Source organism: Ralstonia sp. Ralssp110, from assembly GCF_047325135.1.
Classification (GTDB): Bacteria; Pseudomonadota; Gammaproteobacteria; order Burkholderiales; family Burkholderiaceae; genus Ralstonia; species Ralstonia mojiangensis.
The window spans coordinates 3,092,955-3,116,066 of sequence record NZ_CP168610.1 but is presented as its reverse complement, the minus strand read 5'-3'; the positions used below and the strand labels follow the sequence as shown (position 1 = coordinate 3,116,066).

Genomic DNA, 23,112 nt, shown 5'->3' with positions numbered 1-23,112 from the left:
TCAGCCTCCTTCCTGGGACTGGTAGACCAGATCGAATTGCATGCCGTTGGGCTCGGTCTGGCGCAGGCGTACTGGGAGCCAACCGTGATCGGCAGACAGCCAGATCTCTACACGCCGTTTGTCATCTGCACGGCGCGGCAGTCGTATGAAGTGTTGTGCACGAATCGTGCCGTTCGGAGTGTCGATGGTTTCCTCGCCCACGTGCTGGACGCGGGCCACTTCCACGCTGTCGGTATCGGCGATCGGGAATTCCAGCGTAAGGCCCGGGCTGGCGATGCGCGCGGGGCCGCCGCGGGCCAGTCCGGTCAATTGCAGGAAGACGCTGAAGCGGTCTTGCGTGCCCTCGGGCAACGGCAACACGGCTGGCGTGCGCGAGAAGGTGACCGTCGATGCGCTTTGTGCGCCGGACGCAGGCCTCTGCTCAGTCGCGTAATGGAAGGTGGTGACGTCGGGCTGTCTACGACCGCGCACTTCTTCGTAGCGTGTGGGGGTCAGGCCATATGCGCCGACGGTGCCCGCGCTGCGAAAGGCGAGCGTGCCGAAGAACAGCGGCAACGGAATTTCCACGGCAAGCGTGTAAGTTTTGCCATCGGTGGCCCAGCGGATCACGCCATCTTCGTTGCGTACGCCGTTGACGTAAGTGGCGTACCGCAGCGTGGTCGACGGCGGCAGCGAGAACGCGTCGCCCGGCAGGGCAGGCGGTCCGCTCGGGCCTTCGCCGCTCAGATCCTTGACCACGCCGGTATCGCCCGAGGCTTGAGCGCCAGCGCTGGTGAATTCGGATGGATCCATGCTTGCCAGATCAGGCGCCGGCGACGTAGGTGTCGGCGCGGGAGCAGGTGGGGTCTGAGCACGCGGACGGGGCGGCGCCGGGCGGGGCTTGGGCGCAGCCGGGGGCGTTGGCGGCTGTACGGGCTCGGGATGCAGCAACAGCGCGGGGATGATCTGCTCGGGCGCCGGCGGCCACGTCACCTGACGGCTGCGGGCGATCCACACGACGGCAATCACGTGCAGCACGAGCACGGCCAGCAGCACGAGCCCGAACCGGCCAAGCCGGTAGAAGCGGCGCCTGCGGGGTTGCTCGCGGTCGGTATTCAGTTCGTCAGGACTGCGGGGCGTTGGGTGCAACGTATCCAAGATCGGCGGAAAGCTGTTGTGCGGCCAGCCGCAAGCGCCGCTCCAGCGGGCTGCTCCAGGTGGTGTCGAAGGTGCTTTGTGCGCCCAACGCGATCAGCACAAGACACAATTGGCCGTTGGCGTCGAACACAGGCAGCGACATCGCGTTGATGCCCGGCAATACGCCGCCGTGGATGCGCGAAGCGCCGTGCTTGCGCACGTCGGCGCAGATGGCGTCGTAGGCTTCGAGCGTTTGCGGCAGTTCGGGGTTCTCGGCGCTCGGGGTATTCCCTGCTGCCGTAATGCGGTCGAGTTCGCGCTGGATGAACGAGCGCGTCTGCGCGCGCGGCAAGTACGCGCCGAACACGCGGCCGGTGGCCGAGTTCAGCATCGGCATCACGTCGCCCAGGCGCAGGCTGACTGTTACGGGATGGCTGGCTTCTTCCCAGTGAACGATGGCCGGGCCCTGGTTGCCCCACACGGCCAGGCCGATGGTGTGATCGATCTCGTCGCGCAATGCGGCGGCTGCGGGGCGGGCGCGGCGCATCGGGTCTTGCCGGTTCAGGCTCACCAGACCCATTTCCAGCGCGAATGGCCCCAGGTCGTAACGGCCTTCGGGCGTTTGCGTGACGAGCCCCAGGCGCGCAAAGCTCACCAGATAGCGGTGCGCCTTGGCGGGGTTCATGGGTGCGGCACGCGCCAGATCGCGCAGCATCATTGGGCCATCGGTGTGCGTGAGCACTTCCAGCAGCCGGAAGCCGACTTCGATGGACTGGATACCGGAGCGCGCGGGCGCATCCAGCTCGCCATCGGCATCGGACTCCAGGTCGAGATCGGTGTCGGCGGGCAGCGGTGACATGGTGAGCGATGATGGATCGGTTCGGGCCAGTTTAGCCGATGCAAGGTGTACCATCCGCGCAGCCTTTTTTCATACAACGCACATGAAACTCGCCACCCTCAAGGATGGCTCGCGCGACGGTCAGCTGGCCGTGGTCTCGCGCGACCTGAAGACCGCTCACTTCGCCACGCACATCGCCGGTACGCTGCAGCGCGCGCTGGACGACTGGGCCTTCCATGCACCGCAGTTGCAGGATCTGTACGATCAACTCAACGCGGGCCGTGCGCGCCACCCGTTTGCGTTCGACGCCGCAAACTGCATGGCGCCGCTGCCGCGCGCGTACCAATGGGCCGATGGCTCGGCCTATGTGAACCACGTTGAACTGGTGCGCAAGGCGCGCGGTGCCGAGATGCCCCCCGAGTTCTGGACCGACCCGCTGATGTACCAGGGCGGCTCGGATGACTTGGCCGGCGCGTATGACCCCATCGTTTGCCGCAGCGAAGCGTTCGGCATCGATTTCGAGGCCGAGGTGGCCGTCATCACCGGCGACGTGCCGATGGGCACCGAGCCGGCCGCCGCTGCCGAGGGCATCCGCCTGATCATGCTGGCCAATGATGTGTCGCTGCGCAACCTGATTCCGGCGGAGCTGGGCAAGGGTTTCGGCTTCTTCCAGAGCAAGCCGGCTACGTCGTTCTCCCCCGTGGCCGTCACGCCCGATGAATTGGGCGGCGCCTGGCGCGAACGCAAGGTGCATCTGCCGATGACGGTGCGCTGGAACAACAAGAAGGTTGGCCAGCCCGAGTGCGGTACTGACATGGTGTTCGACTTCGGCCAGTTGATCGCGCATATCTGCAAGACGCGCAACGTGCGCGCGGGCAGCATCGTCGGCTCAGGCACGATTTCCAATGTGGACCGCAGCAAGGGGTACGCGTGCATCGCCGAGAAACGCATGCTGGAAACCCTCGAATCCGGCGCACCCGTCACCGAATACATGCGCTATGGCGACACCGTGAAGATCGAGATGTTCGACGCCAATGGCGTGTCGATTTTCGGGGCGATCGACCAGGAAGTCGTTGCCCCGGGCACGCAGGCGTAAGGCTTAAGCGGATTCGGGTGCCGCTTTCGGACGGCGCCCCCGCCTTGGTGCCGCGGCACCCGCTGTCAGCGCCTGCCCGTGATACCCCAGGCGCAGCGACAGCGTCCGCCCGGCCTCGCGCAGCAGCCGCGCGGCGGGCCCTTCCAGGCTGGAATCGAACACGCTGGACAAGCCCAGCGCCGTGATCGCCCCCGCCAGCTTGCCTTGTGAATCAAGCACCGGCACGGCCACCGAATCGATGCCGTGCACCAACGTGCCGCCAATGCGCGCCACGCCTTCCTGCCGCACCGCCTGCCAGCGCGCGCGGCAGTTCAGCCAGTCGGTCAGGCCAGCCTTGCCTGCGCCGGGGCCGCGCAGTTCGCGGTCGATGAGCGAGACGATCTGGATTTCCGGCATCCACGCGGCGCACGCCTGGCCCGTGGCCGAGTTCAGCAGCGGCATGACCGAGCCCACCCGCACGTTGACTGCCACCGGCCGGCCGCTGTCTTCCCAGCGCACGATGACGGGGCCGCGCGCGGTCCAGATCGACAGAAACACGCTTTCGTTCAGCCGCTCGGCCAGCTTGGGCAGCAGGTTGCTGCCCTCACGGACGAAATCCACGTCGGACAGCGCCGACAGCCCGACCTGCAATGCCTGTGCGCCCAGCCGGTAGCGGGCCGAGGCAGGATCCTGCTCCACAAAACCCATGCGTTCCAGCGACACCAGATAGCGGTGAACCTTTGCGCGCGGCATGCCGAGCTGCCGGCCCAGTTCAGAGACGGCGTGTGCGCCACCGGCATGCGCCATCGCCGAAAGCACGGTCAGCGCGATCTCGGCGGACTGGATGCCGGCGCTGGTGCGTTCAGGCGCGGCGTCTTCTGCGGGCGGTTCGTCCGGCGATGTATCGGGGGGCAGGGGGGCGTCGATGGGCATCTTGAAGTCTCGGGTGTCGCTTTATAAGATACGCGTTACGTAAAAAGATACAACCGGCGCGGCGGCCCTGCGCGCTGGAAAAGACCTCGAACCTGGAGACGCCATGAAGCTGTCGATCTTTTCCGTGCAGGACCACTACCCCGACCGGCCCCGCAGTCTGCCGCAACTCTACGCAGACGTCATCGCCCAGGCGCGTCATGCCGAAGCGCTCGGCTACGACACCTTCTGGGTGGCCGAGCATCATTTTCACGAGTACGGCGCGGTTCCCAACCCGGCGGTCTTTCTCTCGCATCTGGCCGCCCAGACGCAACGCCTGCGGCTGGGCACGGCCATCTCGATCCTTACCTTCCATCATCCCGCCACCGTGGCCGAGAACTACGCCATGGTCGATGCGCTTTCGGGCGGGCGGCTGTCGCTGGGCGTGGGCTCTGGCTACCTCAGGCACGAGTTCGAAGGCTACGACGTCGACCCCGCCATCAAGCGCGAGCGCTTTGATGAAGCGTTGATGTTCGTCGAGCGCTTGCTCGCTGGCGAGCGCGTGCAGCACGCGGGCCAGTTCCACACGCTGCGCGACGTGCGCCTCAACGTTCTGCCGGTGCAGGCCCGCGTGCCGATCCACGTGGCGATCCTGCGGCGCGAAGCGGCGTATCACATTGGGCGGCAGGGGCGGCGCATGCTGTTCGTGCCGTATGCCTCGGTCGAAAGTTTCGATGACATCCGCACCTTGATGGACGATTACCGGCGCGGCCTGGCCGAAGCAGGCATTGCCGACACGCGCGGCATGGCGGCCGTCGCGCTGCACACGCACGTAGGCCCCACCGAAGCCGCCGTGCGTGCGACGGCCGCCGACGCGTTCGACCTGTATGTCGCCACGCGCCTCTACGCGCGCCGCCAAACCTACGACGATGTGCTCGCCAGCGGCCTGTCGTTGTTCGGCACGCCCGACGCGGTGGCCGAGAAGCTCGCGCGGCTGTCTGACATGGGCGTCGATCACGTGATGGCGCTACACAACTTCGGGTTGATGCCGCAATCGGCCGTGCTCGAATCGATGCGCGCGTTGGTGGAGGATGCATTGCCGCGTGCTGGCATCACTGCGCTCGCTGCCTGAGCCTGTCTAGCCTGGGCGACTCCGCATCGCCAAACCGACGCAAAACCGCTACGCTCTTTGCCAAACCACGGGAGGAGACCCGCAATGCAGCGACCGAAGTGGCGGCACGCAGGCGTACTGGCTGGTTTGGCTTTGTTGTCTTCTGCCGCGCTGGCGGACATCCGCATCGGGGTCACGGTGTCGGCCACCGGGCCGCAGGCGTCGCTGGGGCAGCCCGAGAAGAACGCCACCACGCTGTGGCCGCGCGAGATCGGCGGTGAGAAGGTCGACGTGATCGTGTTTGACGATGCGTCGGACACCACGCGCGCTGTCACCAACACGCGCAAGCTGATGAGCGAGTCCAACGTGGACGTGATCGTCGGCTCGTCCACGACGCCGAATACGCTGGCGATGATCGACGCGGCGGCCGAAGGCAAGACGCCCGTGATCTCGCTGGCCTCATCCGCCCGGTTGATCGAGCCGATGGATGCCAAGCGGCGCTGGATCTTCAAGACGCCGCATTCGGACTCGCACATGGCGTCGCTGATTGCCGAGCACGCCGCAGCGCACGGTGTGAAGACCATCGCCTACATCGGTTTTGCCAACGCACTGGGCGAAGCCTTTCTCGCGGAGGTCCAGCGCTTTGCCGATCTCAAGCACATCCGCATTACCGATACCGAGCGTTTTTCGCCTACCGACAACAGCGTGACGGCGCAAGTGCTCCATCTGCTGGCCAACAAGCCGGACGCCGTGGTGATTGGCGGCTCCGGAACGCCCGCCGCGCTGCCGGCCCGCGCGCTGGCCGAGCGCGGCTACACCGGCAAGATCTACTTCAACCACGGCGTTTCCAACAACGACTTCGTCAGGCTGTGCGGCAAGGACTGCGAAGGCGCCTACGTGCCGACCGGCCCCGTGATGGTCGCCGCCGAATTGCCCGACGCCCACCCCGCCAAGATGCAGGCACTGGATTTTGCGCGCCGCTACGAGGCGGCCTTCGGCAAGGGAAGCGTGTCGATCTTCGCCGCCTACACGGGCGACATCGGCTTGCTATTGCAACGTGCGGTGCCGGTGGCGCTCAAGCGGGCCAAGCCGGGCACGCCGGCCTTTCGCGAGGCGCTGCGCGACGCACTGGAGCAGGTGCGCGATCTGCCCACCAGCACTGGCGTGGTCAACATGAGCCCGCAAGACCACGTGGGCCTGGACCAGCGCGCCCGCGTGATGGCGCAGATCCGCCGCGGCCAATGGCATTTGGCCGATACCGCAAAGTGACGATGACGCACATCCCGCGTTGCACGCGCGATCGCATCCGCTATGCTTGATCCATTACCTCAGACGCCATGACTTCGCTCGCTCCCCGCTTCGCCCGCTATCAGGCGCTGACGCTCGTCCAGCACGGCCCCATCCTCGAAATCGTGATGGGCGCAGCGCAGTCGGCCAACCGCAAGCTGTCCACTGCCGATGCTGGGCTGCACCGCGAGCTGGCGGAGATCTGGCGCGATGTATCCGCCGAGCCCTCGGTGCGCGTCGCACTCATCCGCGGTGAGGGCAAGGGCTTCTCAGCCGGCGGCGATCTGCACCTCGTCGAGCAGATGGCCGAAGACTTCGACGTGCGCACCCGCGTCTGGCACGAGGCACGCGACCTCGTCTACAACGTCATCAACTGCGACAAGCCCATTGTCAGCGCCATGCACGGCCCGGCCGTGGGGGCAGGGCTGGTCGCCGGATTGCTGGCCGATATTTCCATCGCTGCCAAGGATGCCCGCATCGTCGATGGCCACACGCGCCTGGGCGTGGCGGCGGGCGACCATGCAGCGATTGTCTGGCCGTTGCTGTGCGGCATGGCCAAGGCCAAGTATTACCTGCTGCTGTGCGAGTCCATGACCGGCGAGGAGGCAGAGCACATTGGGCTGGTTTCGCTGGCCGTGCCCGAATCGGAACTCGTCAACCGCGCATTCGAAGTCGCCGAGCGCTTGGCGGCGGGTTCGCAGACGGCCATCCGCTGGACCAAGTACGCGCTGAACAACTGGTTGCGCATGGCGGGCCCGAGTTTTGATACATCGCTGGCGCTTGAATTCATGGGTTTTGCGGGCCCCGACGTGCGCGAGGGTATTGCGAGCCTGCGCCAGAAGCGTCCGCCCACGTTTGATGGCGCCTGATAGGAAATACGCCTGCATGCCCGACCCCGACCGATTTGTAGGAGACACCATGTTCACCCAGATGCCCAATTTCGCCGAAGGCGGTTTCGAATTTCTGCGCAAGCTGTGGGGCGGCGGCTTTGCCGGGATGGCCGCTGGCGGCATGCCCAACATGGCCAGCTTTGCCGCGCCGCCGATGGATCTCGAGGAAATCGACAAGCGCATCCATGACCTGCGCGCTGTTGAGAGCTGGCTGCAACTGAACGCCAGCCTGCTGCGCACGGCAATCCAGGGCCTGGAGGTGCAGCGCGCCACGCTGGTGGCCTTGCAGACCTTCGGCTCCGCGCTGTCGCCCGACGCCATGAAGTCCGCGTTCGACAGCCTGACGCCGGATGCGTCCTCCTCTTCGTCGTCCCCCGATGAAGCGTCCAAGCCCGCCTGGCCGCACACCGCTGCCACAGCCAAGCCGGCCGAAGATGAGCCGCCGACCGAAGACGAGGCCGAGGCAGAAGAAGACACGGACGACGACCAAGCCGAAGCCCGCGCCGAAAATGCCCAGGCCCAAGCCGCTGCGCAGACGCAAGCTGCTGCACGTGCCGCCGCGGCTGCGCTGGATCCCTCGCCGTGGTGGAACATGCTGCAGCAGCAGTTCAACCAGATCGCCAGTTCGGCTGCCGCCGCCATGCCGATGCCGCAGAACTTGATGCCGGGCTTCCCCGGAGGCTTCCCCGGGTTTGCGGGGGCTCCGGGCGCAGAAGGGTTGGATGCGGCGCCGGAAGACATCGAAGACAAGACGGCGCCGCCCAAGCCCAAGCGCGCCGCCTCCAAGCCAGCGCAGAAGCCGGCCGCCAAGACGCCTGGCGGCAACTCGGGCAAGCCAGCCACCAAGAAGGCGGCTGCCAAGAAAGCGCCGGCGAAACCAGCGCCGCGCAAGCCGACCAACGACACGCCCTGATCGATGTCGCCAGATTGCACTGCACTCTTGATGATGGGCGGCGGCGCGCGGGCCGCCTATCAGGTTGGTGTGCTGCGCGGCATCGCGGGGTTGGCGCGGGAGTATGCGCCGGGCGTGGCACGCACGCCGTTCGACGTCATTTGCGGTACGTCGGCGGGGGCCATCAACAGTTTGGGCCTCGCACGCGGTGCGCAGGATTTCACGCTCGCCACCGAGGCGCTCACCCAGCTCTGGGGCAGTCTGCACGCCGATCGTGTCTATCGCACGGACGTCGGCCGCGTGGGCTCGAGCGGTGCGCGGTGGCTGACCGCACTGGCGTTCGGCTGGATGACCGGCCGCACGCCGCGCGCGCTGTTCGACAATACGCCGCTGCGTGAACTGCTCGAGTCGCAACACGACGGGCAGCAGGTGCAAGCCGCATTCGAGGCTGGAGCGCTGCGCGCGCTGGCCATCACCGCGCTGTCTTACACCACAGGGCGTCACGTCACGTTCTATCAATCGCCGCACGTGGTGCTGCCGTGGCGGCGTTCGCAGCGGATTGCGGTATCAGACCAGATTGGCGTGTCGCACATGCTCGCGTCGTCGAGCATCCCGTTCATCTTTCCGGCCGAGCCAGTGCCGCTCGAAGGTAACGACGAATGGTTCGGTGACGGCACGATGCGCCAGATGTCGCCGTTGAGCCCGGCTATTCATCTGGGCGCGAATCGCATTCTGGTGGTGGGCGCCGCGTCTCGCTCGCAGCCGGGCTGGTACGACACGGTGCCGGCGTCCGGCTATCCGTCGCTCGCGCAGATCGCGGGGCAGGCGCTGGCGAGCATCTTTCTCGACGGGCTCTCGGCCGATATCGAACGGCTGCAGCACGTCAACGCAGTGGTGGCCCGCAACCCCGAGATTGCCGACGCGCGCGACGGCTGGCGCAAGATCGAAGTGCTGGTGATGGCGCCGTCCGAGCGCATCGAGCTGATTGCCTCGCGCCACGTGCAGCGCCTGCCGGGCACGGTGCGTGCGCTCCTCAAGCCGTTGGGCGGCACCGAGGCGCGCGGTGCGGCATTCGCCAGCTATCTGCTCTTCGAACCCGAGTTCACGCAGGAACTGATCGACCTGGGCGAGCGCGATGTGCGGGCCCGCCGCGACGAGTTGGCGGCGTTCCTGTACGGCGCGATTCCGGACACAATGCGCGCGGCCTGATCAGCGCGATGAGCGTGTCGAGGGTTCAGCCAACAGCGCATCGATGCGTTTGATGAGCGCGGGGTCGCTCGGCTCGACGCTGCTCGGGAACACCGCCGCCACGCGGCCGGTGCGGTCCAGCAGGTATTTGTGGAAGTTCCATTTGGGCGGCTGGCCCGTCTGCGTTGCGAGCCACGAGTACAGCGGCGACGCATCCGCGCCAATCACCGCCGTCTTCGAGAACATCGGAAATTTCACGCCATACGTGTTGTAGCAAAAGTCGGCGATTTGCTTGCTATTGCCGGGCTCTTGCTGGAAATCGTTGGACGGAAAACCCAGCACCGTCAGGCCCTTGTCGCGGTACTTCGCGTAGAGCGCTTCGAGCCCTTCGTACTGGTGGGTGTAGCCGCAATAGCTGGCGGTGTTGACCACCAGCACGACGCGGCCGGCGTATTGGCAGAGGTCTTGCGGCGCATCGTCCTGCAGGCGCTTGACGCGAAAGTTCAGGCTGGCCGGGCAGGCGCTTGCGGCAGCCGGTCCTGGCACGAGAGGTGCGGCGCCCGAAGCGGCAGCATGCCCCGTGCGCGGCAGCAGCAAGGCGATCACGGCAATGGCAATCGCAATGGCGATCATCAACAGATGATGTCGACGCAGCACCCCCGACGCGTGCAATTGCAGGCGTGGGCGACGCGTGGAAACGGTGGCAGAAAACAACATGGCGAATCTCCAAAAGCGGACGCTCAGCTGGCGAGCCGGAACTTGTCTTCAGTCTAGGGTATAACGCCCCGGAGTCGCCCCAGGGGAAATGTGCGGTATGCGTGGCGCGCCATTCGCCGCACGAATTGCAGCGCTTCCTATACTGGAAACCTTGCCGGGCGGTGCCCGGTCCGACACAAGAGACGACGGCCGGCGTGCTGTCGATCACATCGCGGCGTACCGCGAGACAACGCGCAACCGCATCGCGCGTGAGGGGGTCGCCAAGCCACGTCGCGGTAGTGGCGTTGGCAGGCCTGTTGTCACGAGGAAACGGGCAGACACAGAACTTTGCTCCGGCAACCATGAAAAACGGGGGCTGGTCAAGCATGTCTGCTAGAATCCGCCTGCAAATTCAAAGGCTTACCATGCTCTATCCCGAATTGTTCAAGTCGTTGGAAGCGGTCCGCTGGAATATGGAAAAGGATATTCCGTGGGACACGTTCGATGTGTCGCTGCTGACCGACGCGCAAGCGCAGACCATCAAGATGAATGCCATCACCGAGTGGTCCGCCCTGCCTGCCACCGAGATGTTCCTGCGTGACAATCGCCACGATTCCGATTTTTCGGCGTTCATGAGCGTGTGGTTCTTTGAAGAGCAGAAGCACTCGCTGGTGCTGATGGAATATCTGCGCCGCTTCCGCCCGGACCTCGTGCCGACCGAAGAAGAGCTGCACAACGTGCGTTTCGAGTTCGATCCGGCTCCGCCGCTGGAAACGCTGATGCTGCACTTCTGCGGCGAGATCCGCCTGAACCACTGGTACCGCCGTGCCTCCGAATGGCACACCGAGCCGGTCATCAAGGCGATCTACAAGCATCTGTCGCAGGACGAAGCCCGCCACGGTGGCGCCTACCTGCGTTACATGAAGAAGTATCTCGGCCAGTTTGGCGACAGCGCACGCAGCGCATTCGCCAAGATCGGCGTGCTGATGGCCTCGGCGCGCCGCACCGAGAAGCCGCTCCACCCGACCAACCTGCACGTCAACAAGGCGCTGTTCCCGCAAGACACGGTGCAGTCGCGCCTGCCGAACCCGGATTGGCTGGAGCATTGGCTGGACGAGCAGATCAAGTTTGACGCCGGCTGGGAAAAGAAGGTCATCGAGCGCATCCTGCACAACATGGGTCTGCTGTTCGAGCGCACCTTCGAAACCGTGCAAGACCTGAACCGCTACCGCAAGGAACTCAACGCACGTCTGCTCGGCTCGACCGAACAAGCTGCCTGATCCTTGCCACTGGCAGCCAGCGGCCCATCGATTCGATGGGCCGTTTTGTTTTCCACCCCGATTTCGCTTTCGTCATGACCGCTCGCCAGCCTGCGCCCGCCTTTGAACAGAAGATCTGCGACTCCGCCGATGTGGAAGCCCGCGTGCGCGCCTTGCCGCGCCCAGTGGTCTTCACCAACGGCGTGTTCGACATCCTGCATCGTGGTCACGCCACATATCTGGCGCAGGCGCGTGCGTTGGGCGCGTCGCTCGTGGTGGGCGTGAACACCGATGCCTCGGTGCGGATGCTGGGCAAGGGCGACGATCGCCCGCTCAACACACAGGACGATCGCCTGGCCGTGCTGGCCGCCCTGGAAGCGGTGAGTCTGGTGGTGTTGTTTGCCGAGCGCACGCCGGTCGAACTCATCGAGCGCGTGCGTCCCGACATCTACGTGAAAGGCGGCGACTACGACATCGATGCGCTGGAAGAAACGCGGGTCGTGCGTGGCTGGGGCGGTACGGCGCTGGCGATTCCCTTCGAGCATGACCGCTCGACGACGGCGCTGCTCAAGCGCGTGCGCGCGACGTCCTGAACGCTTAGCGCGATGCCGTGACCGCCGCGCAAGCGTGCAGGTCTTCGGCGCCCAGGGTCTTCTTGAGGGCGGCCAGTTGGGCTGCGACGCTCGAAGCCGCATCGGCGGTGGTGGTCACGCGCAGCGAGGTCTGTGAGCCGAGCCGGCGCGTTTGCGTGACCACAGCGGTGCGCACGTCCTTGGCGCGCAGTTCATCCAGACGCTGCTGCGCGCGCTCCTTGTCGCGGAACAAGCCCAGCGACACCACAAACGTATTGCCTTCCTGCACGATGGCTGAATCTGCCACGTTGCGGCGCTTGAGTTCTGCCACCTTGCGATCGGCGTCGTCGCGCGTGTCGCGGGCCGGCATGTGGACCCACCAGCGGTTGTCTTCCTGACGCGTGATGCGCTCAACCTGCACGCCTGCCAGTTGCTTGAGCTGATCGATGCCGCGCGTGGCCTGTGCTTCGGTCAGGCCGCCCAGCTCGGTGCAACTGCCGCCGCTTTCAGCGGTGCCGGCAGTGGTCAGAGCCGTACGCTCGATGTGCGTCTGCGGGCCCGATGCGGCGGGCGAGGAAGCCGACGGCGCCGAGTCCGGCGCCGATTTCGGTGCGGCGGCAGCCGGTGCGGAAGCGGGTGCTGGTTCGAGAATACGGATCTCGTCGGTGCGGATCTGGCGGCGCATCCGGTCAGGCTCGCGTTCGCTCTCGAACCACGCCTTGGACACTTCGGGCCCGAACACGCCGGTATTGGCCGCGAGCAGAACGCCGTTGACGAGCAGCAGGAGCAGCAGGGCGAGGCGAAGCGTCATGGTGCGAACGGACGTGGATTCGGGTGGTGGTTCGGAATGCAGAAACACAGCAGCAACAACGGTAAGACGTCAGACGAAAATTGCAGCCCGGCCGACCGAGGCTACGCCAACGTCGCGGCGCCTTCCCGGCTCGCGCGCGCCAGCACCTGAAGGCCGAGCAGCACGAGATTATCGTGCATCTGGAACGGCATGCGCAGATGCGGCCCCAGCGCGGCGCGTGCTCCGCCGCTCAGCACGCAGCGTGCCGGGCCGGGGTATTGCTTTTGCAGTGCCATCCAGGTCTGTGCAATTGCGCCCGCCTGGGCGATGACGCAGCCCAGCGCGATGGCGTCCTGCGTGTTGTCGGCCCAGGGCGGCGCAACGACGTCGCCGGCACTCAGGTAGCTGACATCGACTTCGGGCAACTGCGCCGTGTTGCGTGACAGCGCGCGCATCATCAACGTGAGGCCGGGAAGGATCAGGCCGCCGGCAAACAGGCCATCGGGCGTGACGATGTCGAGTGTGGTGGCGGTGCCTGCCGTCACCAATAGCAGGGCCGTGTCGGGCCACAAGTGGCGTGCGCCGACCGCGCCGACCCACCGGTCAGTGCCAAGCTGCGTTGGGTCGCGATACCCATTGCGCAGCCCAGCGGTAGCATCTTCCGACGCGGCAATGCGCACGCGCGCCCCGTCGAACACGCGGGCGATGCGCGCAGTAAGTGCATCGCGCAATGCCGGGCCGGCCACCGCGCTGATCCACACCTCGGGTGGGGCAACGCCGGAGGCGTGGCAATCGCGCCAGTCTTCCACCAATTCTGCCAATCGATCGTGGGCGCGGGCGCCGGCATGCTGCCAGGGTGTGCCGCCGGGTTCTTCGGGCAGGGCGAGTTCGGCATCGGCACCGCCGGCAATCCACGCCCATTTGATGCGCGTATTCCCCGCGTCGATTAGCAACAGCGGACGGGCGGGGGCAGCGTGCGCGGCCGAGACCTTCAGGCGTGTCATGGCTGCTCCGCGTCTGCGCTACGCAAGGAGACCTCGCCGCTGTGGACCCATTGCACACGTCCGCCCGACTCAATCGCCAGGCGGCCTTGCACGTCGATACCATGCGCGACGCCTTCGAGCACAACCGTGCCGTCCTGCCACAGGCGCACGCGCTCTCCGGCAAAGGCATCGCGGGCGGCAAACGGCGCAACGAACGGCGCCAGGCCCTGGGCGCCGAAGCGCTGCAGGTGTTCACCTAGCGACGTGAGCAGTGCCGAGAACACGGCATTCGGTTCCGGCGCATCCACCAGTTCTTCCACGCCCGACAGGCCACGGCCCAGCGTGGTCTCCAGCACGCGCGGTCGTTCCAGGTTCAAGCCGACACCGATGACGGCCCAGGTCTGGCCCGCTTCCTTCCGCACGGTTTCGACCAGGATGCCGGCTAGCTTGCGCCCCGCAATTTGCACATCGTTGGGCCATTTCAGTGCGAGCGCCTGTCCGCTGCCGCCCCGGGCTTCCGCGTACTCAGCCACGGCGTCGGCCACGGCTACACCCACGGCCAGGCTCAGGCCGCCTAGCTGCGCGGGCTCGCTCGCGAAGGCGCAGGCGATGGAGAAGGTCAAGCCGTGGTCGCCACCCCATGGGCGGCCCTGCCGGCCGCGGCCGGCGGTCTGGCGTTGCGCGGCCAGCACGCGCGCGCCGAGCAGTGGAGCGGTGCCGGCGTGGGCCGGCGGTGCTGCGTCGGCAGGCCAGGCGGCATCACGCACGGCGGCCATCAGATCGGCGCTGGTGGAGCCGGTGGTCTCAACCACATCGACAGGCCAGCCGGCAGCCGGGCCGCTGGGCTGGATGCGCTCGCGCGCAACGCGCCACCGCGCGGAGGGTTCGGCAAGAGACATAAAAAAAGGGCGATCAAGTTCGCGCTAAGAATGCGCGCATTGTACGAGCGGCGCTGCAAACACGGGACTGGCGCTTGCTTCAAGCGATGCAAAGGCCTCACAGTGTGGCAGCCAGTGTGACAGCGTTTGGCGGCGCGTTGGCTACAATTCGACCGATATCCGGCATCACCGCTTACGGAGAACCGTTTGATCACCTGCCGTACACCGCAGCTTGAGGTGCGCGTTGTCGATGGACGCTCCGTCGCCTTTCTTTCCGGCGACTGGACCACGCTCGCGCTGGCCGAGCGCGCAGGCGTGCGCAGCGCGCGCCAGCAGATCCGCGCCGGGCTGGATAACGCGAACGCGTGGTGCCTGACCGAAGTTGGCCGTATCGACCACTTTGGCGCGCAACTGCTCTGGCGCGCCTGGGGCAACCAGTGGCCCGAACATCTGGATGCCCGGCCCGACCAGCGCCGCATGCTCGATCGCGTTGCCAAGCTTGACCCGGGCGGCTGGAAGCAGCGCTTGGCGCCGCGCATGAACCCGGTGGCGATCCTCGGCGAGGGCATGCTCGATTTTTTCGATCACGCCCGCAACGGGATCGCCATGGTTGGTCAGCTGATGTTCGATTTCGGCAGGTTCATGCGCGCGCCGCATCGCGGGCCGTGGCGCGAGATCTCCGCCAACATCTACAGCACGGGCTACAAGGCGCTGGGCATTACGGCGCTGGTGGGCTTCCTCATTGGCATCGTGCTGAGTTATTTGTCGGCTAACCAGCTGCGCGTGTTCGGGGCCAGCATCTTCATCGTCAACATCTTGGGGATGGCCATCATCCGCGAGCTTGGGCCAGTGCTGGCTGCGATCCTAGTGGCCGGGCGTTCGGGGTCGGCCATCACTGCGCAGATCGGCGTGATGCGGGTGACCGAAGAGCTGGATGCGATGCGCGTGATGGGCATCTCCCACGGTTTTCGGCTGATTCTGCCCAAGGTGATTGCGCTGGCGATTGCCATGCCGCTGCTGGTGGCGTGGACGGATCTGCTGGCGCTGGCCGGCGGCATTCTTGCGGCCAAGTTCCAGCTCGATATCAGTCCGACGTATTTCATTACCTCGCTGCCCGATGCGGTGCCGGTGGCCAACCTGTGGCTCGGCATCGGCAAGGGCGTGGTGTTCGGCATGCTGATTGCGCTGGTGGCGTGCCACTTCGGTCTGCGCATCCAGCCCAACACGCAGAGCCTGGGCGAGGGCACGACCACGTCGGTGGTGGTGTCGATCACCATCGTCATCCTCGCCGATGCCGTGTTCGCCATCCTCTTCAAGGACGTTGGGATATGACGCGCCCCCGCCATCCGCATATCGAGCATGCCGCGGCCCCGCCGGCGATCACGCCCGCGCGCGAACGCGTGATCGAGGTGCGCAGCGTCACCAAGCGCTACGGCAAGGTGACCGTGCTCGACAACATCGATCTGGACGTATTTCGCGGCGAGGTGCTTTCCATCGTCGGCGGCTCGGGCAGCGGCAAGACGACGCTGCTGCGCCAGGTGGTGGGGCTGGAGAAACCCACCTCGGGCACGATCCACATCTTTGGTGAAGAGCTGACCTGCCAGGTGGGCAACGATCTGCAGTCGATGCGCAACCGCTGGGGCATGCAGTTCCAGCACGGCGCGCTGTTCTCGGCGCTGTCCGTGATCGACAACGTGGCGTTGCCGATGCGTGAATTGCGCACACTGCCCGACGCGTTCGTCCAGCGCGTGGCGATGCTCAAGCTGCAGATGGTGGGGCTCAAATCGACCGATGCCGACAAGATGCCGTCGGACCTGTCGGGCGGCATGATCAAGCGCGTGGCGCTGGCACGGGCGTTGTCGCTGGAGCCGGAGCTGGTGTTTCTGGATGAGCCGACGGCCGGTCTGGACCCGCGCGCATCGGACGATTACGTTGCGCTCATCCGCGAATTGCGCCAGGAGCTGGGCCTGACCGTGGTGATGGTGACGCACGATCTCGACACACTGGTTGCGCTGTCCGACCGCATTGCCGTGCTGGCGGATCGCAAGGTGCTGGCGGCCAAGCCGCTGGACCAGATCATTCAGATCGATCATCCGTTCATCAAGGAATACTTCCTGGGTGAACGGGGCAAACGGGCCTTGATGGCATTGGGCCCGCAGATGACGGAGGCGGTGGCTGCAGCCTCGCTTTCGACGCAGGAGGATTGATGGAAAACAAAGCCCACGCATTCCTGGCCGGGCTGTTTACGATTGGGCTGGTCATCTTCATCGGGCTGGCGGTGATGTGGTTCAACCGTGACCAGACCGTGCGCGTGCCGTACGAGGTGGTCACGCGTTCGACCGTCAATGGGCTGAACCCGCAGGCTTCCGTGAAGTACCGCGGCCTGGATGTCGGCAAGGTCGACAGCATCCGCTTTGACGACAAGGTGCCCGGGCAGATCGTGGTGCGCGTGCTGGTCGACAAGGATGCACCTATCACCACCACGACGTATGGCCGCCTCGCGTACCAGGGCGTAACGGGCCTCGCTTATGTGCAGCTTGACGATCGCGGCTTCGACAACAGCAAGCGGGCGCCCAACCCCGTGCACCTCGCCACGTCGGAAAAGAACCCCGCGCGCATCCGCATGGAAGCCGGGTTCCTCGATGAGCTGGACAAACGCGGCGACCAGATGCTCTCCAAGCTCGATCAGACGCTGAACTCGCTGTCGATTATGTTTGACGACGAGCACCGCCAGCAGATCACGGCGTCGCTGCAATCGTTCCAGAAGACGATGGACGCCTACAGCACGCTCGCGCAGCAGGCTGAGCCGACCATGCGCCGTCTGCCGCAGATTGCCGATAACCTCGACTCCACGCTGGTGGCCACGCGCAAGCTCACGCAGTCGCTGTCCGACCCCAAGGGGCCGTTGATGACGACGCTTTCCGGCGCGGGGACTGATCTGACGACGGCTACGCAGTCGATGCAATCCGCCGCCAATGTGCTGACCTACGAAACGCTGCCGCAGCTCAACGGCTTTGCGCGTGAGGCTCGTCAGGCCGTGCGCGGCTTCGACCATGCCGTGACCGACTTCAACGCCCGGCCGCAGAGTGTGCTGTTTGGTCCCGCGCCCGGCGTGCCCGGCCCCGGTGAGACCGGCTTCACCGCGCCCGCCGCCCGCACTTCGGCCCAGCCCTGAGGAGATTCCATGCCGATGTTGTCTGCTGTGTTCCGCCGCTCGCACGCGCTGCCTGCTTTGATGGCGCTGTCGCTTCTGGCCGCTTGCTCAAGCGCCCCGGTGGCGCCCGCCGCGCTGTATGACTTTGGGCTCGCGCCGGCCACCAGCGCAGGCGCACGCCTGCCCACCGCCTTGCGCGTGGCCGACGTGGCCGGCCCCGGCTGGATGGACGGCAACGCCATCTACTACCGCCTCGCCTATGCGCAAAGCCAGCGTACCGACGCCTATGCCAACAGCCGCTGGGTGGAATCACCCGTGAGCCTGTTCGACGCGCGTTTGCGTAACGCGGCGGCCGCACGCGGCCAAGTGGTCGGCTATCCCTCGCCCGATGTGCCCAGCCTGCGTATCGAGCTGGTGGACTTTTCGCAGGTGTTCGACCGGCCCGAAGCCAGCCGGGGCGTGGTGCGGCTGCGGGCAACGGTGTCGCTGGCGCGCGGCGTGATCGACCAGCGCGTGGTGCAGGCCGATGCGCCTGCGCCCAGCCCTGATGCTGCGGGTGGGGTGACGGCGCTCACGCAGGCGTCCGACAAGGCCATCGGCGAGGTACTCGACTGGGTGGCGGGTTTGCCGTTGGCGGCGTCAACCTCGACCGTGCCTGCAACGTCCGGTGCTGCATTCGGCACGCGCCGACGCTGATACCCGATCTCTCCACCGGATGGAGGAACCATCCGTGATGTGCGGCATCGGACGCTATCATGGGCGGTTTCTTCCGGGCATGTCCGCTCCTCCTTCTAGATAGCTGCTTCCGGTGACGGACTTCCACTCGCAACCCGCTGCACCCACCCCGCATCGCCACTCGCCGCTTGCACGCGCCGGGCTGGGGTGGTTCGTGCTGCTGGTCGTCTACGCAAGCCTGTATCCGTTTGCCGGCTGGACAGACACCGGCGTCTCGCCGTTTGCCTTCCTGAGCGCACCGCTGCCGCGCTACAACACCGGCTTCGACATGCTCACCAACGTGTGGGGCTACATGCCGCTGGGCATGCTGACGGTGCTGGCGCTGCATCCGCGCATTACGGGCTGGCGCGCAGTGTTGCTGGCCCTGCTGGCGGGGCTGCTGCTGTCGGGCGCCATGGAAGCGATCCAGACTTATCTGCCAACGCGCGTGTCCTCCAACGTCGATCTGGCGACGAATACGCTGGGCGCGCTGCTGGGCGGCATCGTCATGCTGCCGTTTTCAGCGCGGCTGATCGACCGGGGCGGGCTGCGCCGTCTGCGCCGCCGCTGGTTCGAGCCGCATGCGACCTTTGCGATCCTGCTGATGCTGGTATGGCCGTTTGCACAGATCTTTCCGCAGGAATTCCTCTTCAGCATGGGCGGAGTGATCCGCAGCATCCTGCTCGATCCATCGCCGGATGCGTTTGTGGTCAATTTCCTCAACGGCTGGTTTCCGGAGCTGTTCGACTGGCAGGACAAGCTGACGGCGCACCCGGAAGCACTGCAGCGTCAGGAGCTGCTGGAAGCCCTCATCACCGCTTGCAGCTGGATCGGCACGGGGCTGCTGGCCAGCGTGGCCATGCGTCGCGGCGCGCCCATGCTGCGCCTGCTGGCTGCGCTGCTGGCGGGCGCGCTGCTGGTGAAGGCGGGGGCGACGGTGCTGCAGTTTCCGCTGGGCGGCGCGTGGGATTGGCTTTCATCGGGTGCGCGTTTCGGGCTGGTCGTCGGCTCGCTGGTGTTGGTGCTGCTGGTGCGCCTGCCTCGCTGGCTGCGCGGTGCGCTGGCCATGGCCCTGCTGATCGCGCTGATCATTCTGTCCAACGTGCTGCCGCCGAGCCCGTATTCGTGGGTGTCGGCGCAAAGCTGGCGGCTCGGGCGCTTCGTCCATTTCAACAGCCTGTCGCAATGGATCGGCTGGTTGTGGCCGTTTCTCGGTCTTGGCTATCTGGCCTGGCGCGCCGAGCAGACACAGCTGCAGCGGCGCGCCGGACGTCAGGCGCGTTGAGCGCGCACCGTCGCCGATGCTGCGCGTGGTGATGCCACGCGGCGTACCGCAACTAGCGCTGCCAGTGCTGCAAGGTACACCGCGGCCATGGCGACAAAGCCCGCACGCCACCCAAACAGACCGGTCGACAACGCCGCCACGCCCAGGCCGATGAGCGCGCCGCCCTTGGCTGCGCTGCTGCACAACCCCAAGGCAAAACCTTGACGATCTTCGGGGCTGGTTTCTGCCACCAAGCTGTTGAGTACCGGCAGCAGACCGCCAAGGCACAGGCCCCACGCCAGGCGCGCAGCGATGAACGCGGTTTCCCCTTGCGCAATGCCTTGCCAGAGCGCGGTAAGTCCGCAGACGGCGGTCAACGCACAGACGCGCCCCAGCGTGACGTGCACGGGCAGGCCCGCAAAACGCTTCGCCCACCAGCGCGCAGACAACGCCAGTGTCGCGGCCGTGGCGCTGTAGGCCAGACCGGCTAGCATCACCGACCCATGCAGCGTCTCGGTGATATACGGAGCAAGGAAGCTTTGCGGCATGACGCGCGCGGCTTGCACTGCCACCATGCCAAGCAGCAGGCCGATCACCAAACCTCCCAGCGGAGCGCGACGTGCCTGGCGAGTGTCGGCGTCCGGCTCGGGCTCGGATCTCGGAGCCCGCTTGATCGCGGGCAGGCAGAACATCGCCAGCGGAATGCACGCCAGGATGACCGCCGCGCCCGCCGTGTTGGCCATGCGGAAGCCCATCCACGCGACGAGCCATGCACCGACCGGCGGCGCCATGAAGCTGCCGCACGCCGTGACGGTCTGCAGATCGGCGAAGACGCGCCGGCGCATGTCGGATGGCGCCACGCGCATGGCGTAGATTTGCGCGGCTGCAAGGAAGCCCGCCAGCCCGCCTTGCACCGTGCGCGCCAGCAGCACGCTTGCGGCTGAATCTGCATAGACCGACCACAGTTGTGACGCGGCCAGCGCGACCAGCGCCCGCAGAATCATCGGCTTGGGCCCGACGCGGTCGGCTAAGCGGCCCCACCATGGCGCGGTGACGAGCGTGGCTGCCATCGGCGCAAAGTACGCGGCGCTCGCCACCCACGCGAATGGCACATGAGGTATCGGCGACAACTCGCGCAGGAACAGCGGCCAGAACGGCCCCGTCATTTCCATCGCGCCCATTGAAAGGGCCTGGATGACGAGGAGCCACCGGATGGCCCCCCGCCACGCGTCTACGGTCGTTGCCGCGTTCATGCGCGAGCGGCTGCAGCCAGCGGGTTGGGCAGCGCGGCGTGCATGTCGTCAGACTGGTCGCGCAGACGCATGCGGACGAACGTCTTGAACGTCCATGGCGCTTCGAGCAGCGCGTGGCGCTCATGCTTCCATGTGTCGGCATCCAGCGCTGTGCGGTTGGCTTCGAACACGGCCTGCATGGCGTCATGCCACTGGCGTAGCCCGACGGCGCTACCGTGTTCGGGAAACAGCGCCAGGGCGAGTTCACCGATATGGCACAGCAGGAAGGCGTGAATCAGCTTCTTGCGCGGAATGTCCCGATCGGGATACGTGGTGTGGCCGGCACGGAAGGGCTCGATCGAGAAGCCTTGTGCCTGCAGCGTCGGCAGCGCGATCTTCACGTCGCCAAAGTCGCGCACCACCAGCCGCACCGGCATGCCGGCCGCGTCGATGACGACGAAGGTGTTCTGCTGATGCGCCTCCAACGCAATGCCGTAACGCAGATACAGGCCGACGATGGCCGGAATGGCTACGCCCAGGTACGCGTCGAAGAAACGCGCTGCCCGCTCGGCGCGCGTGCCGTCGGCCTGGCGCGCCAGCACGGTGTCGAGCAGCATGGGGGCGTCTGCGTGCGTCATGTCGGCGGTGAAGTCCGGCGTGAAGAGGGCGCCGACCGGCAGCAGCCGCGCGGTCCCGGCAATGCGCGTGGTCGGGTTGTCGCGCACGATCATCGACAGATGCCGGGCGCGATCGTCATCCGTGCCGGCCACGTGAATGCCGTGGCGTTCGGGCACGATCGACAGGACGTTCGCCAGTCCTGCATCGGTTGCGAGAATGCGTTCCAGCAGCGCGCTCACGCGTGGCCCCATCACTGCCGATTTGGGCGATACGGTGCGCTCAACGCTGGTCAGCCGCATGCTGACCGGCAGTTTGAGCATCGGGCCGCCCGGCGCGTCCGTCGCGGCCACGGTGCGGAATGACATCGTTGGCCGGGCGACGATGCTGATGTCCGGCAGGCGGATCAGTTCGCCCGTGGCAAATTCAGCGGCGAAGGTCTCGCCGAGTGTCGTGTCGCGCTGCCACGGGTGAACGGGCAGCGGCAGCCACGCTTCGGGCGCGAGCTGGCGTGCCAGCAAGGCTTTGCGAAACGCCGCCATGGCTTCGGGGAAGGTCGCTGCGAACCAATTGGCGTAGGGCTGCACACCGTCCATCGTCGTGATCTGCAGACGATGCGCCGCCACGGCCACCACGCCCAGGGGCACCTGCGCCTCGAACTCCGGTGAGAGCGCAATGACCTGATCGAGCGAGAGCCCCAGTCGCGTCTTGTAGGCCGGATGCCATGGGTGGCCGCCAGTGCCCCACTGCTCGGTACGCGCCAGGGCGTGCGGCGTGCCATCGCCGCAGAGCCGGGCCAGCGCGTCCTGCGACGCCGCAACGCGATGCTCGGCGGCTAGACGCTCGCCCCAGACCAGTCGATAGGCTTGGCAGAGCGTGTCGTTGTCCTGGCTGTTGTCCAGTTCCGTCGCGAGCCGGGCAACGGCTGCCACGCGCTGTGCGTCGGCGGCATCGCCAATGTCCAGCATGGGCGCGAGCCAGTGGAGCAGGGCAGACGGACGTTCAATCGGCGTTGGTGGGCGATCGTGCGCCAGCACGGCGACGTCGCCTGCCAGTGTCCAGCTACCGAGCGCGCCCGGCCGCAAGCCGGTGAAGCGCAACAGCACGCGCTGCTGCCAGATCGGCAGCAAGGTCACATCGGCGCGCGTATCGGCGATGAGTTGGTCTGCGCTGAGCAGCGCTTCACGAAACAGCGCCTGCAGCAGGCGCGACAGCACCCGCCGGCGTGCCAACTGCTGCGCTGCCGACCAATGTTCGGCCTGCACGCCGGCGTCGTGCAGCGCGGGAACGGATTCAAGACGGAGGTTGCCGGCCGCGGCGGCAGCAGATGCGGTTTCGGTGTGGGCGGCGGTATCAGATCGACGTTGCACGAGGGCTCCTACGGGACATGAGCGTGTGCAGGCGAGCGGGGCTCGGCCCTGCAGCACAGGGGGTCCAGATGTAGGGGCCGCGTCGGAGGCAGGCGGGAATGCTACGCCCTCCCTGAGAGGCTGCAAGGGAGGCTCGTTCTTCTAGGTATGTGGGCCACGCCAACAGCCTGATCGGCTGCGCGGTGGCGCCATTTGGTGCGCTGCAGTGTAGATGAGAATTATTCGCAATTGCAACACTATTCCATCGATCTACGGAGATCGGGTGACGGAACCGACCCG

Annotated in this window: 22 protein-coding genes; 13 read left to right on the top strand and 9 right to left on the bottom strand. The window is 66.3% G+C overall.

All coding sequences use genetic code 11. The annotated features are described in order from the left end of the window. Positions 1-1,137 carry a DUF3108 domain-containing protein gene (locus ACEN9T_RS23540; RefSeq protein ID WP_092973594.1) on the bottom strand — a complete coding sequence of 379 codons (1,137 nt, stop codon included), beginning with the start codon at positions 1,135-1,137 and terminating at the stop codon, positions 1-3. After that, on the bottom strand, positions 1,103-1,975 hold the full coding sequence (locus tag ACEN9T_RS23535; protein ID WP_092973592.1) for an IclR family transcriptional regulator: 873 nt from the start codon (positions 1,973-1,975) through the stop codon (positions 1,103-1,105). The genes ACEN9T_RS23540 and ACEN9T_RS23535 overlap by 35 nt, the downstream gene beginning before the upstream one ends. 82 nt (positions 1,976-2,057) lie before the next feature. On the opposite strand from ACEN9T_RS23535, the gene ACEN9T_RS23530 reads away from it, so the two are divergent. Beyond that, complete coding sequence (locus ACEN9T_RS23530; protein WP_092973590.1) at positions 2,058-3,050, top strand: fumarylacetoacetate hydrolase family protein; 993 nt, start codon at positions 2,058-2,060, stop codon at positions 3,048-3,050. Between the two features lie 3 nt (positions 3,051-3,053). On the opposite strand, the gene ACEN9T_RS23525 is transcribed toward ACEN9T_RS23530, so the two are convergent. Next, positions 3,054-3,962, bottom strand: coding sequence for an IclR family transcriptional regulator (locus ACEN9T_RS23525; protein WP_413707198.1), 909 nt, complete (start codon positions 3,960-3,962; stop codon positions 3,054-3,056). Positions 3,963-4,065: 103 nt separating this feature from the next. Here ACEN9T_RS23525 and ACEN9T_RS23520 point away from each other — a divergent pair, with 103 nt between their 5' ends. From ACEN9T_RS23520 to ACEN9T_RS23500, 5 genes are all read left to right on the top strand, one after another. After that, positions 4,066-5,070: an LLM class flavin-dependent oxidoreductase gene (locus ACEN9T_RS23520; protein ID WP_413707197.1), complete on the top strand. Its 1,005-nt coding sequence runs from the start codon at positions 4,066-4,068 to the stop codon at positions 5,068-5,070. Positions 5,071-5,154: 84 nt separating this feature from the next. Beyond that, the gene (locus ACEN9T_RS23515) at positions 5,155-6,318 is read left to right on the top strand and encodes an ABC transporter substrate-binding protein (protein ID WP_413707196.1); all 1,164 of its coding nucleotides are present in this window, start codon (positions 5,155-5,157) and stop codon (positions 6,316-6,318) included. Positions 6,319-6,386: 68 nt separating this feature from the next. Further along, complete coding sequence (locus ACEN9T_RS23510) at positions 6,387-7,205, top strand: enoyl-CoA hydratase/isomerase family protein (protein ID WP_092973582.1); 819 nt, start codon at positions 6,387-6,389, stop codon at positions 7,203-7,205. A gap of 49 nt (positions 7,206-7,254) precedes the next feature. After that, positions 7,255-8,139, top strand: coding sequence for a PhaM family polyhydroxyalkanoate granule multifunctional regulatory protein (locus ACEN9T_RS23505; protein WP_413707195.1), 885 nt, complete (start codon positions 7,255-7,257; stop codon positions 8,137-8,139). 3 nt (positions 8,140-8,142) lie between these two features. Then, on the top strand, positions 8,143-9,327 hold the full coding sequence (locus tag ACEN9T_RS23500; protein WP_413707194.1) for a patatin-like phospholipase family protein: 1,185 nt from the start codon (positions 8,143-8,145) through the stop codon (positions 9,325-9,327). Here the strand turns inward: ACEN9T_RS23500 and ACEN9T_RS23495 are convergent, their stop codons facing one another. After that, complete coding sequence (locus ACEN9T_RS23495) at positions 9,328-10,023, bottom strand: glutathione peroxidase (protein ID WP_092973576.1); 696 nt, start codon at positions 10,021-10,023, stop codon at positions 9,328-9,330. Between the two features lie 404 nt (positions 10,024-10,427). Between ACEN9T_RS23495 and ACEN9T_RS23490 the strand changes: the two genes are divergently transcribed. Both ACEN9T_RS23490 and rfaE2 read left to right on the top strand, forming a co-directional pair. Continuing rightward, entirely contained in the window at positions 10,428-11,282 is an 855-nt protein-coding gene (locus tag ACEN9T_RS23490; protein WP_092973574.1) for a ferritin, read from the top strand. A gap of 74 nt (positions 11,283-11,356) precedes the next feature. Then, positions 11,357-11,854 carry a D-glycero-beta-D-manno-heptose 1-phosphate adenylyltransferase gene (gene rfaE2, locus ACEN9T_RS23485; protein ID WP_413707193.1) on the top strand — a complete coding sequence of 166 codons (498 nt, stop codon included), beginning with the start codon at positions 11,357-11,359 and terminating at the stop codon, positions 11,852-11,854. Between the two features lie 4 nt (positions 11,855-11,858). On the opposite strand, the gene ACEN9T_RS23480 is transcribed toward rfaE2, so the two are convergent. From ACEN9T_RS23480 to ACEN9T_RS23470, 3 genes are all read right to left on the bottom strand, one after another. Then, complete coding sequence (locus ACEN9T_RS23480) at positions 11,859-12,644, bottom strand: SPOR domain-containing protein (protein WP_413707192.1); 786 nt, start codon at positions 12,642-12,644, stop codon at positions 11,859-11,861. Between the two features lie 101 nt (positions 12,645-12,745). Further along, positions 12,746-13,627, bottom strand: coding sequence for a type III pantothenate kinase (locus ACEN9T_RS23475; protein WP_253536125.1), 882 nt, complete (start codon positions 13,625-13,627; stop codon positions 12,746-12,748). Then, positions 13,624-14,505 carry a biotin--[acetyl-CoA-carboxylase] ligase gene (locus ACEN9T_RS23470; RefSeq protein ID WP_413707191.1) on the bottom strand — a complete coding sequence of 294 codons (882 nt, stop codon included), beginning with the start codon at positions 14,503-14,505 and terminating at the stop codon, positions 13,624-13,626. Before ACEN9T_RS23470 ends, ACEN9T_RS23475 begins: the two co-directional genes overlap by 4 nt. Positions 14,506-14,691: 186 nt before the next feature. Between ACEN9T_RS23470 and ACEN9T_RS23465 the strand changes: the two genes are divergently transcribed. The 5 genes from ACEN9T_RS23465 (at position 14,692) to ACEN9T_RS23445 (ending at position 19,637) form a co-directional block, all read left to right on the top strand. Next, a complete protein-coding gene (locus tag ACEN9T_RS23465; protein ID WP_092973565.1) occupies positions 14,692-15,816 on the top strand; it encodes an MlaE family ABC transporter permease in 1,125 nt (374 codons plus the stop codon). Beyond that, positions 15,813-16,691, top strand: a complete 879-nt coding sequence (locus tag ACEN9T_RS23460) for an ABC transporter ATP-binding protein (protein WP_092973563.1) — start codon at positions 15,813-15,815, stop codon at positions 16,689-16,691. Before ACEN9T_RS23465 ends, ACEN9T_RS23460 begins: the two co-directional genes overlap by 4 nt. Beyond that, complete coding sequence (locus ACEN9T_RS23455) at positions 16,691-17,659, top strand: MlaD family protein (protein ID WP_413707190.1); 969 nt, start codon at positions 16,691-16,693, stop codon at positions 17,657-17,659. The genes ACEN9T_RS23460 and ACEN9T_RS23455 overlap by 1 nt, the downstream gene beginning before the upstream one ends. A 9-nt stretch (positions 17,660-17,668) precedes the next feature. Next, positions 17,669-18,334, top strand: coding sequence for an ABC-type transport auxiliary lipoprotein family protein (locus ACEN9T_RS23450; protein ID WP_092973559.1), 666 nt, complete (start codon positions 17,669-17,671; stop codon positions 18,332-18,334). A 103-nt stretch (positions 18,335-18,437) separates the two neighbouring features. Further along, the gene (locus ACEN9T_RS23445) at positions 18,438-19,637 is read left to right on the top strand and encodes a VanZ family protein (protein ID WP_413708503.1); all 1,200 of its coding nucleotides are present in this window, start codon (positions 18,438-18,440) and stop codon (positions 19,635-19,637) included. Here ACEN9T_RS23445 and ACEN9T_RS23440 read toward each other — a convergent pair. After that, positions 19,625-20,869 carry a rhizoferrin export MFS transporter gene (locus ACEN9T_RS23440; protein WP_413707189.1) on the bottom strand — a complete coding sequence of 415 codons (1,245 nt, stop codon included), beginning with the start codon at positions 20,867-20,869 and terminating at the stop codon, positions 19,625-19,627. The genes ACEN9T_RS23445 and ACEN9T_RS23440 overlap by 13 nt on opposite strands. Beyond that, positions 20,866-22,833 (bottom strand): NRPS-independent rhizoferrin synthetase, encoded by a 1,968-nt coding sequence (locus tag ACEN9T_RS23435; RefSeq protein ID WP_413707188.1) that lies wholly within the window; start codon positions 22,831-22,833, stop codon positions 20,866-20,868. Before ACEN9T_RS23435 ends, ACEN9T_RS23440 begins: the two co-directional genes overlap by 4 nt. Between the last annotated feature and the right edge of the window lie 279 nt (positions 22,834-23,112).

Coding starts and splice junctions, on each gene's coding strand:
- ACEN9T_RS23535 (WP_092973592.1), bottom strand. CDS start 1,975: ATGTCACCGCTGCCCGCCGACACCGATCTCGACCTGGAGTCCGATGCC.
- ACEN9T_RS23530 (WP_092973590.1), top strand. CDS start 2,058: ATGAAACTCGCCACCCTCAAGGATGGCTCGCGCGACGGTCAGCTGGCC.
- ACEN9T_RS23525 (WP_413707198.1), bottom strand. CDS start 3,962: ATGCCCATCGACGCCCCCCTGCCCCCCGATACATCGCCGGACGAACCG.
- ACEN9T_RS23520 (WP_413707197.1), top strand. CDS start 4,066: ATGAAGCTGTCGATCTTTTCCGTGCAGGACCACTACCCCGACCGGCCC.
- ACEN9T_RS23515 (WP_413707196.1), top strand. CDS start 5,155: ATGCAGCGACCGAAGTGGCGGCACGCAGGCGTACTGGCTGGTTTGGCT.
- ACEN9T_RS23510 (WP_092973582.1), top strand. CDS start 6,387: ATGACTTCGCTCGCTCCCCGCTTCGCCCGCTATCAGGCGCTGACGCTC.
- ACEN9T_RS23505 (WP_413707195.1), top strand. CDS start 7,255: ATGTTCACCCAGATGCCCAATTTCGCCGAAGGCGGTTTCGAATTTCTG.
- ACEN9T_RS23500 (WP_413707194.1), top strand. CDS start 8,143: ATGTCGCCAGATTGCACTGCACTCTTGATGATGGGCGGCGGCGCGCGG.
- ACEN9T_RS23495 (WP_092973576.1), bottom strand. CDS start 10,023: ATGTTGTTTTCTGCCACCGTTTCCACGCGTCGCCCACGCCTGCAATTG.
- ACEN9T_RS23490 (WP_092973574.1), top strand. CDS start 10,428: ATGCTCTATCCCGAATTGTTCAAGTCGTTGGAAGCGGTCCGCTGGAAT.
- rfaE2 (WP_413707193.1), top strand. CDS start 11,357: ATGACCGCTCGCCAGCCTGCGCCCGCCTTTGAACAGAAGATCTGCGAC.
- ACEN9T_RS23480 (WP_413707192.1), bottom strand. CDS start 12,644: ATGACGCTTCGCCTCGCCCTGCTGCTCCTGCTGCTCGTCAACGGCGTT.
- ACEN9T_RS23475 (WP_253536125.1), bottom strand. CDS start 13,627: ATGACACGCCTGAAGGTCTCGGCCGCGCACGCTGCCCCCGCCCGTCCG.
- ACEN9T_RS23470 (WP_413707191.1), bottom strand. CDS start 14,505: ATGTCTCTTGCCGAACCCTCCGCGCGGTGGCGCGTTGCGCGCGAGCGC.
- ACEN9T_RS23460 (WP_092973563.1), top strand. CDS start 15,813: ATGACGCGCCCCCGCCATCCGCATATCGAGCATGCCGCGGCCCCGCCG.
- ACEN9T_RS23455 (WP_413707190.1), top strand. CDS start 16,691: ATGGAAAACAAAGCCCACGCATTCCTGGCCGGGCTGTTTACGATTGGG.
- ACEN9T_RS23450 (WP_092973559.1), top strand. CDS start 17,669: ATGCCGATGTTGTCTGCTGTGTTCCGCCGCTCGCACGCGCTGCCTGCT.
- ACEN9T_RS23440 (WP_413707189.1), bottom strand. CDS start 20,869: ATGAACGCGGCAACGACCGTAGACGCGTGGCGGGGGGCCATCCGGTGG.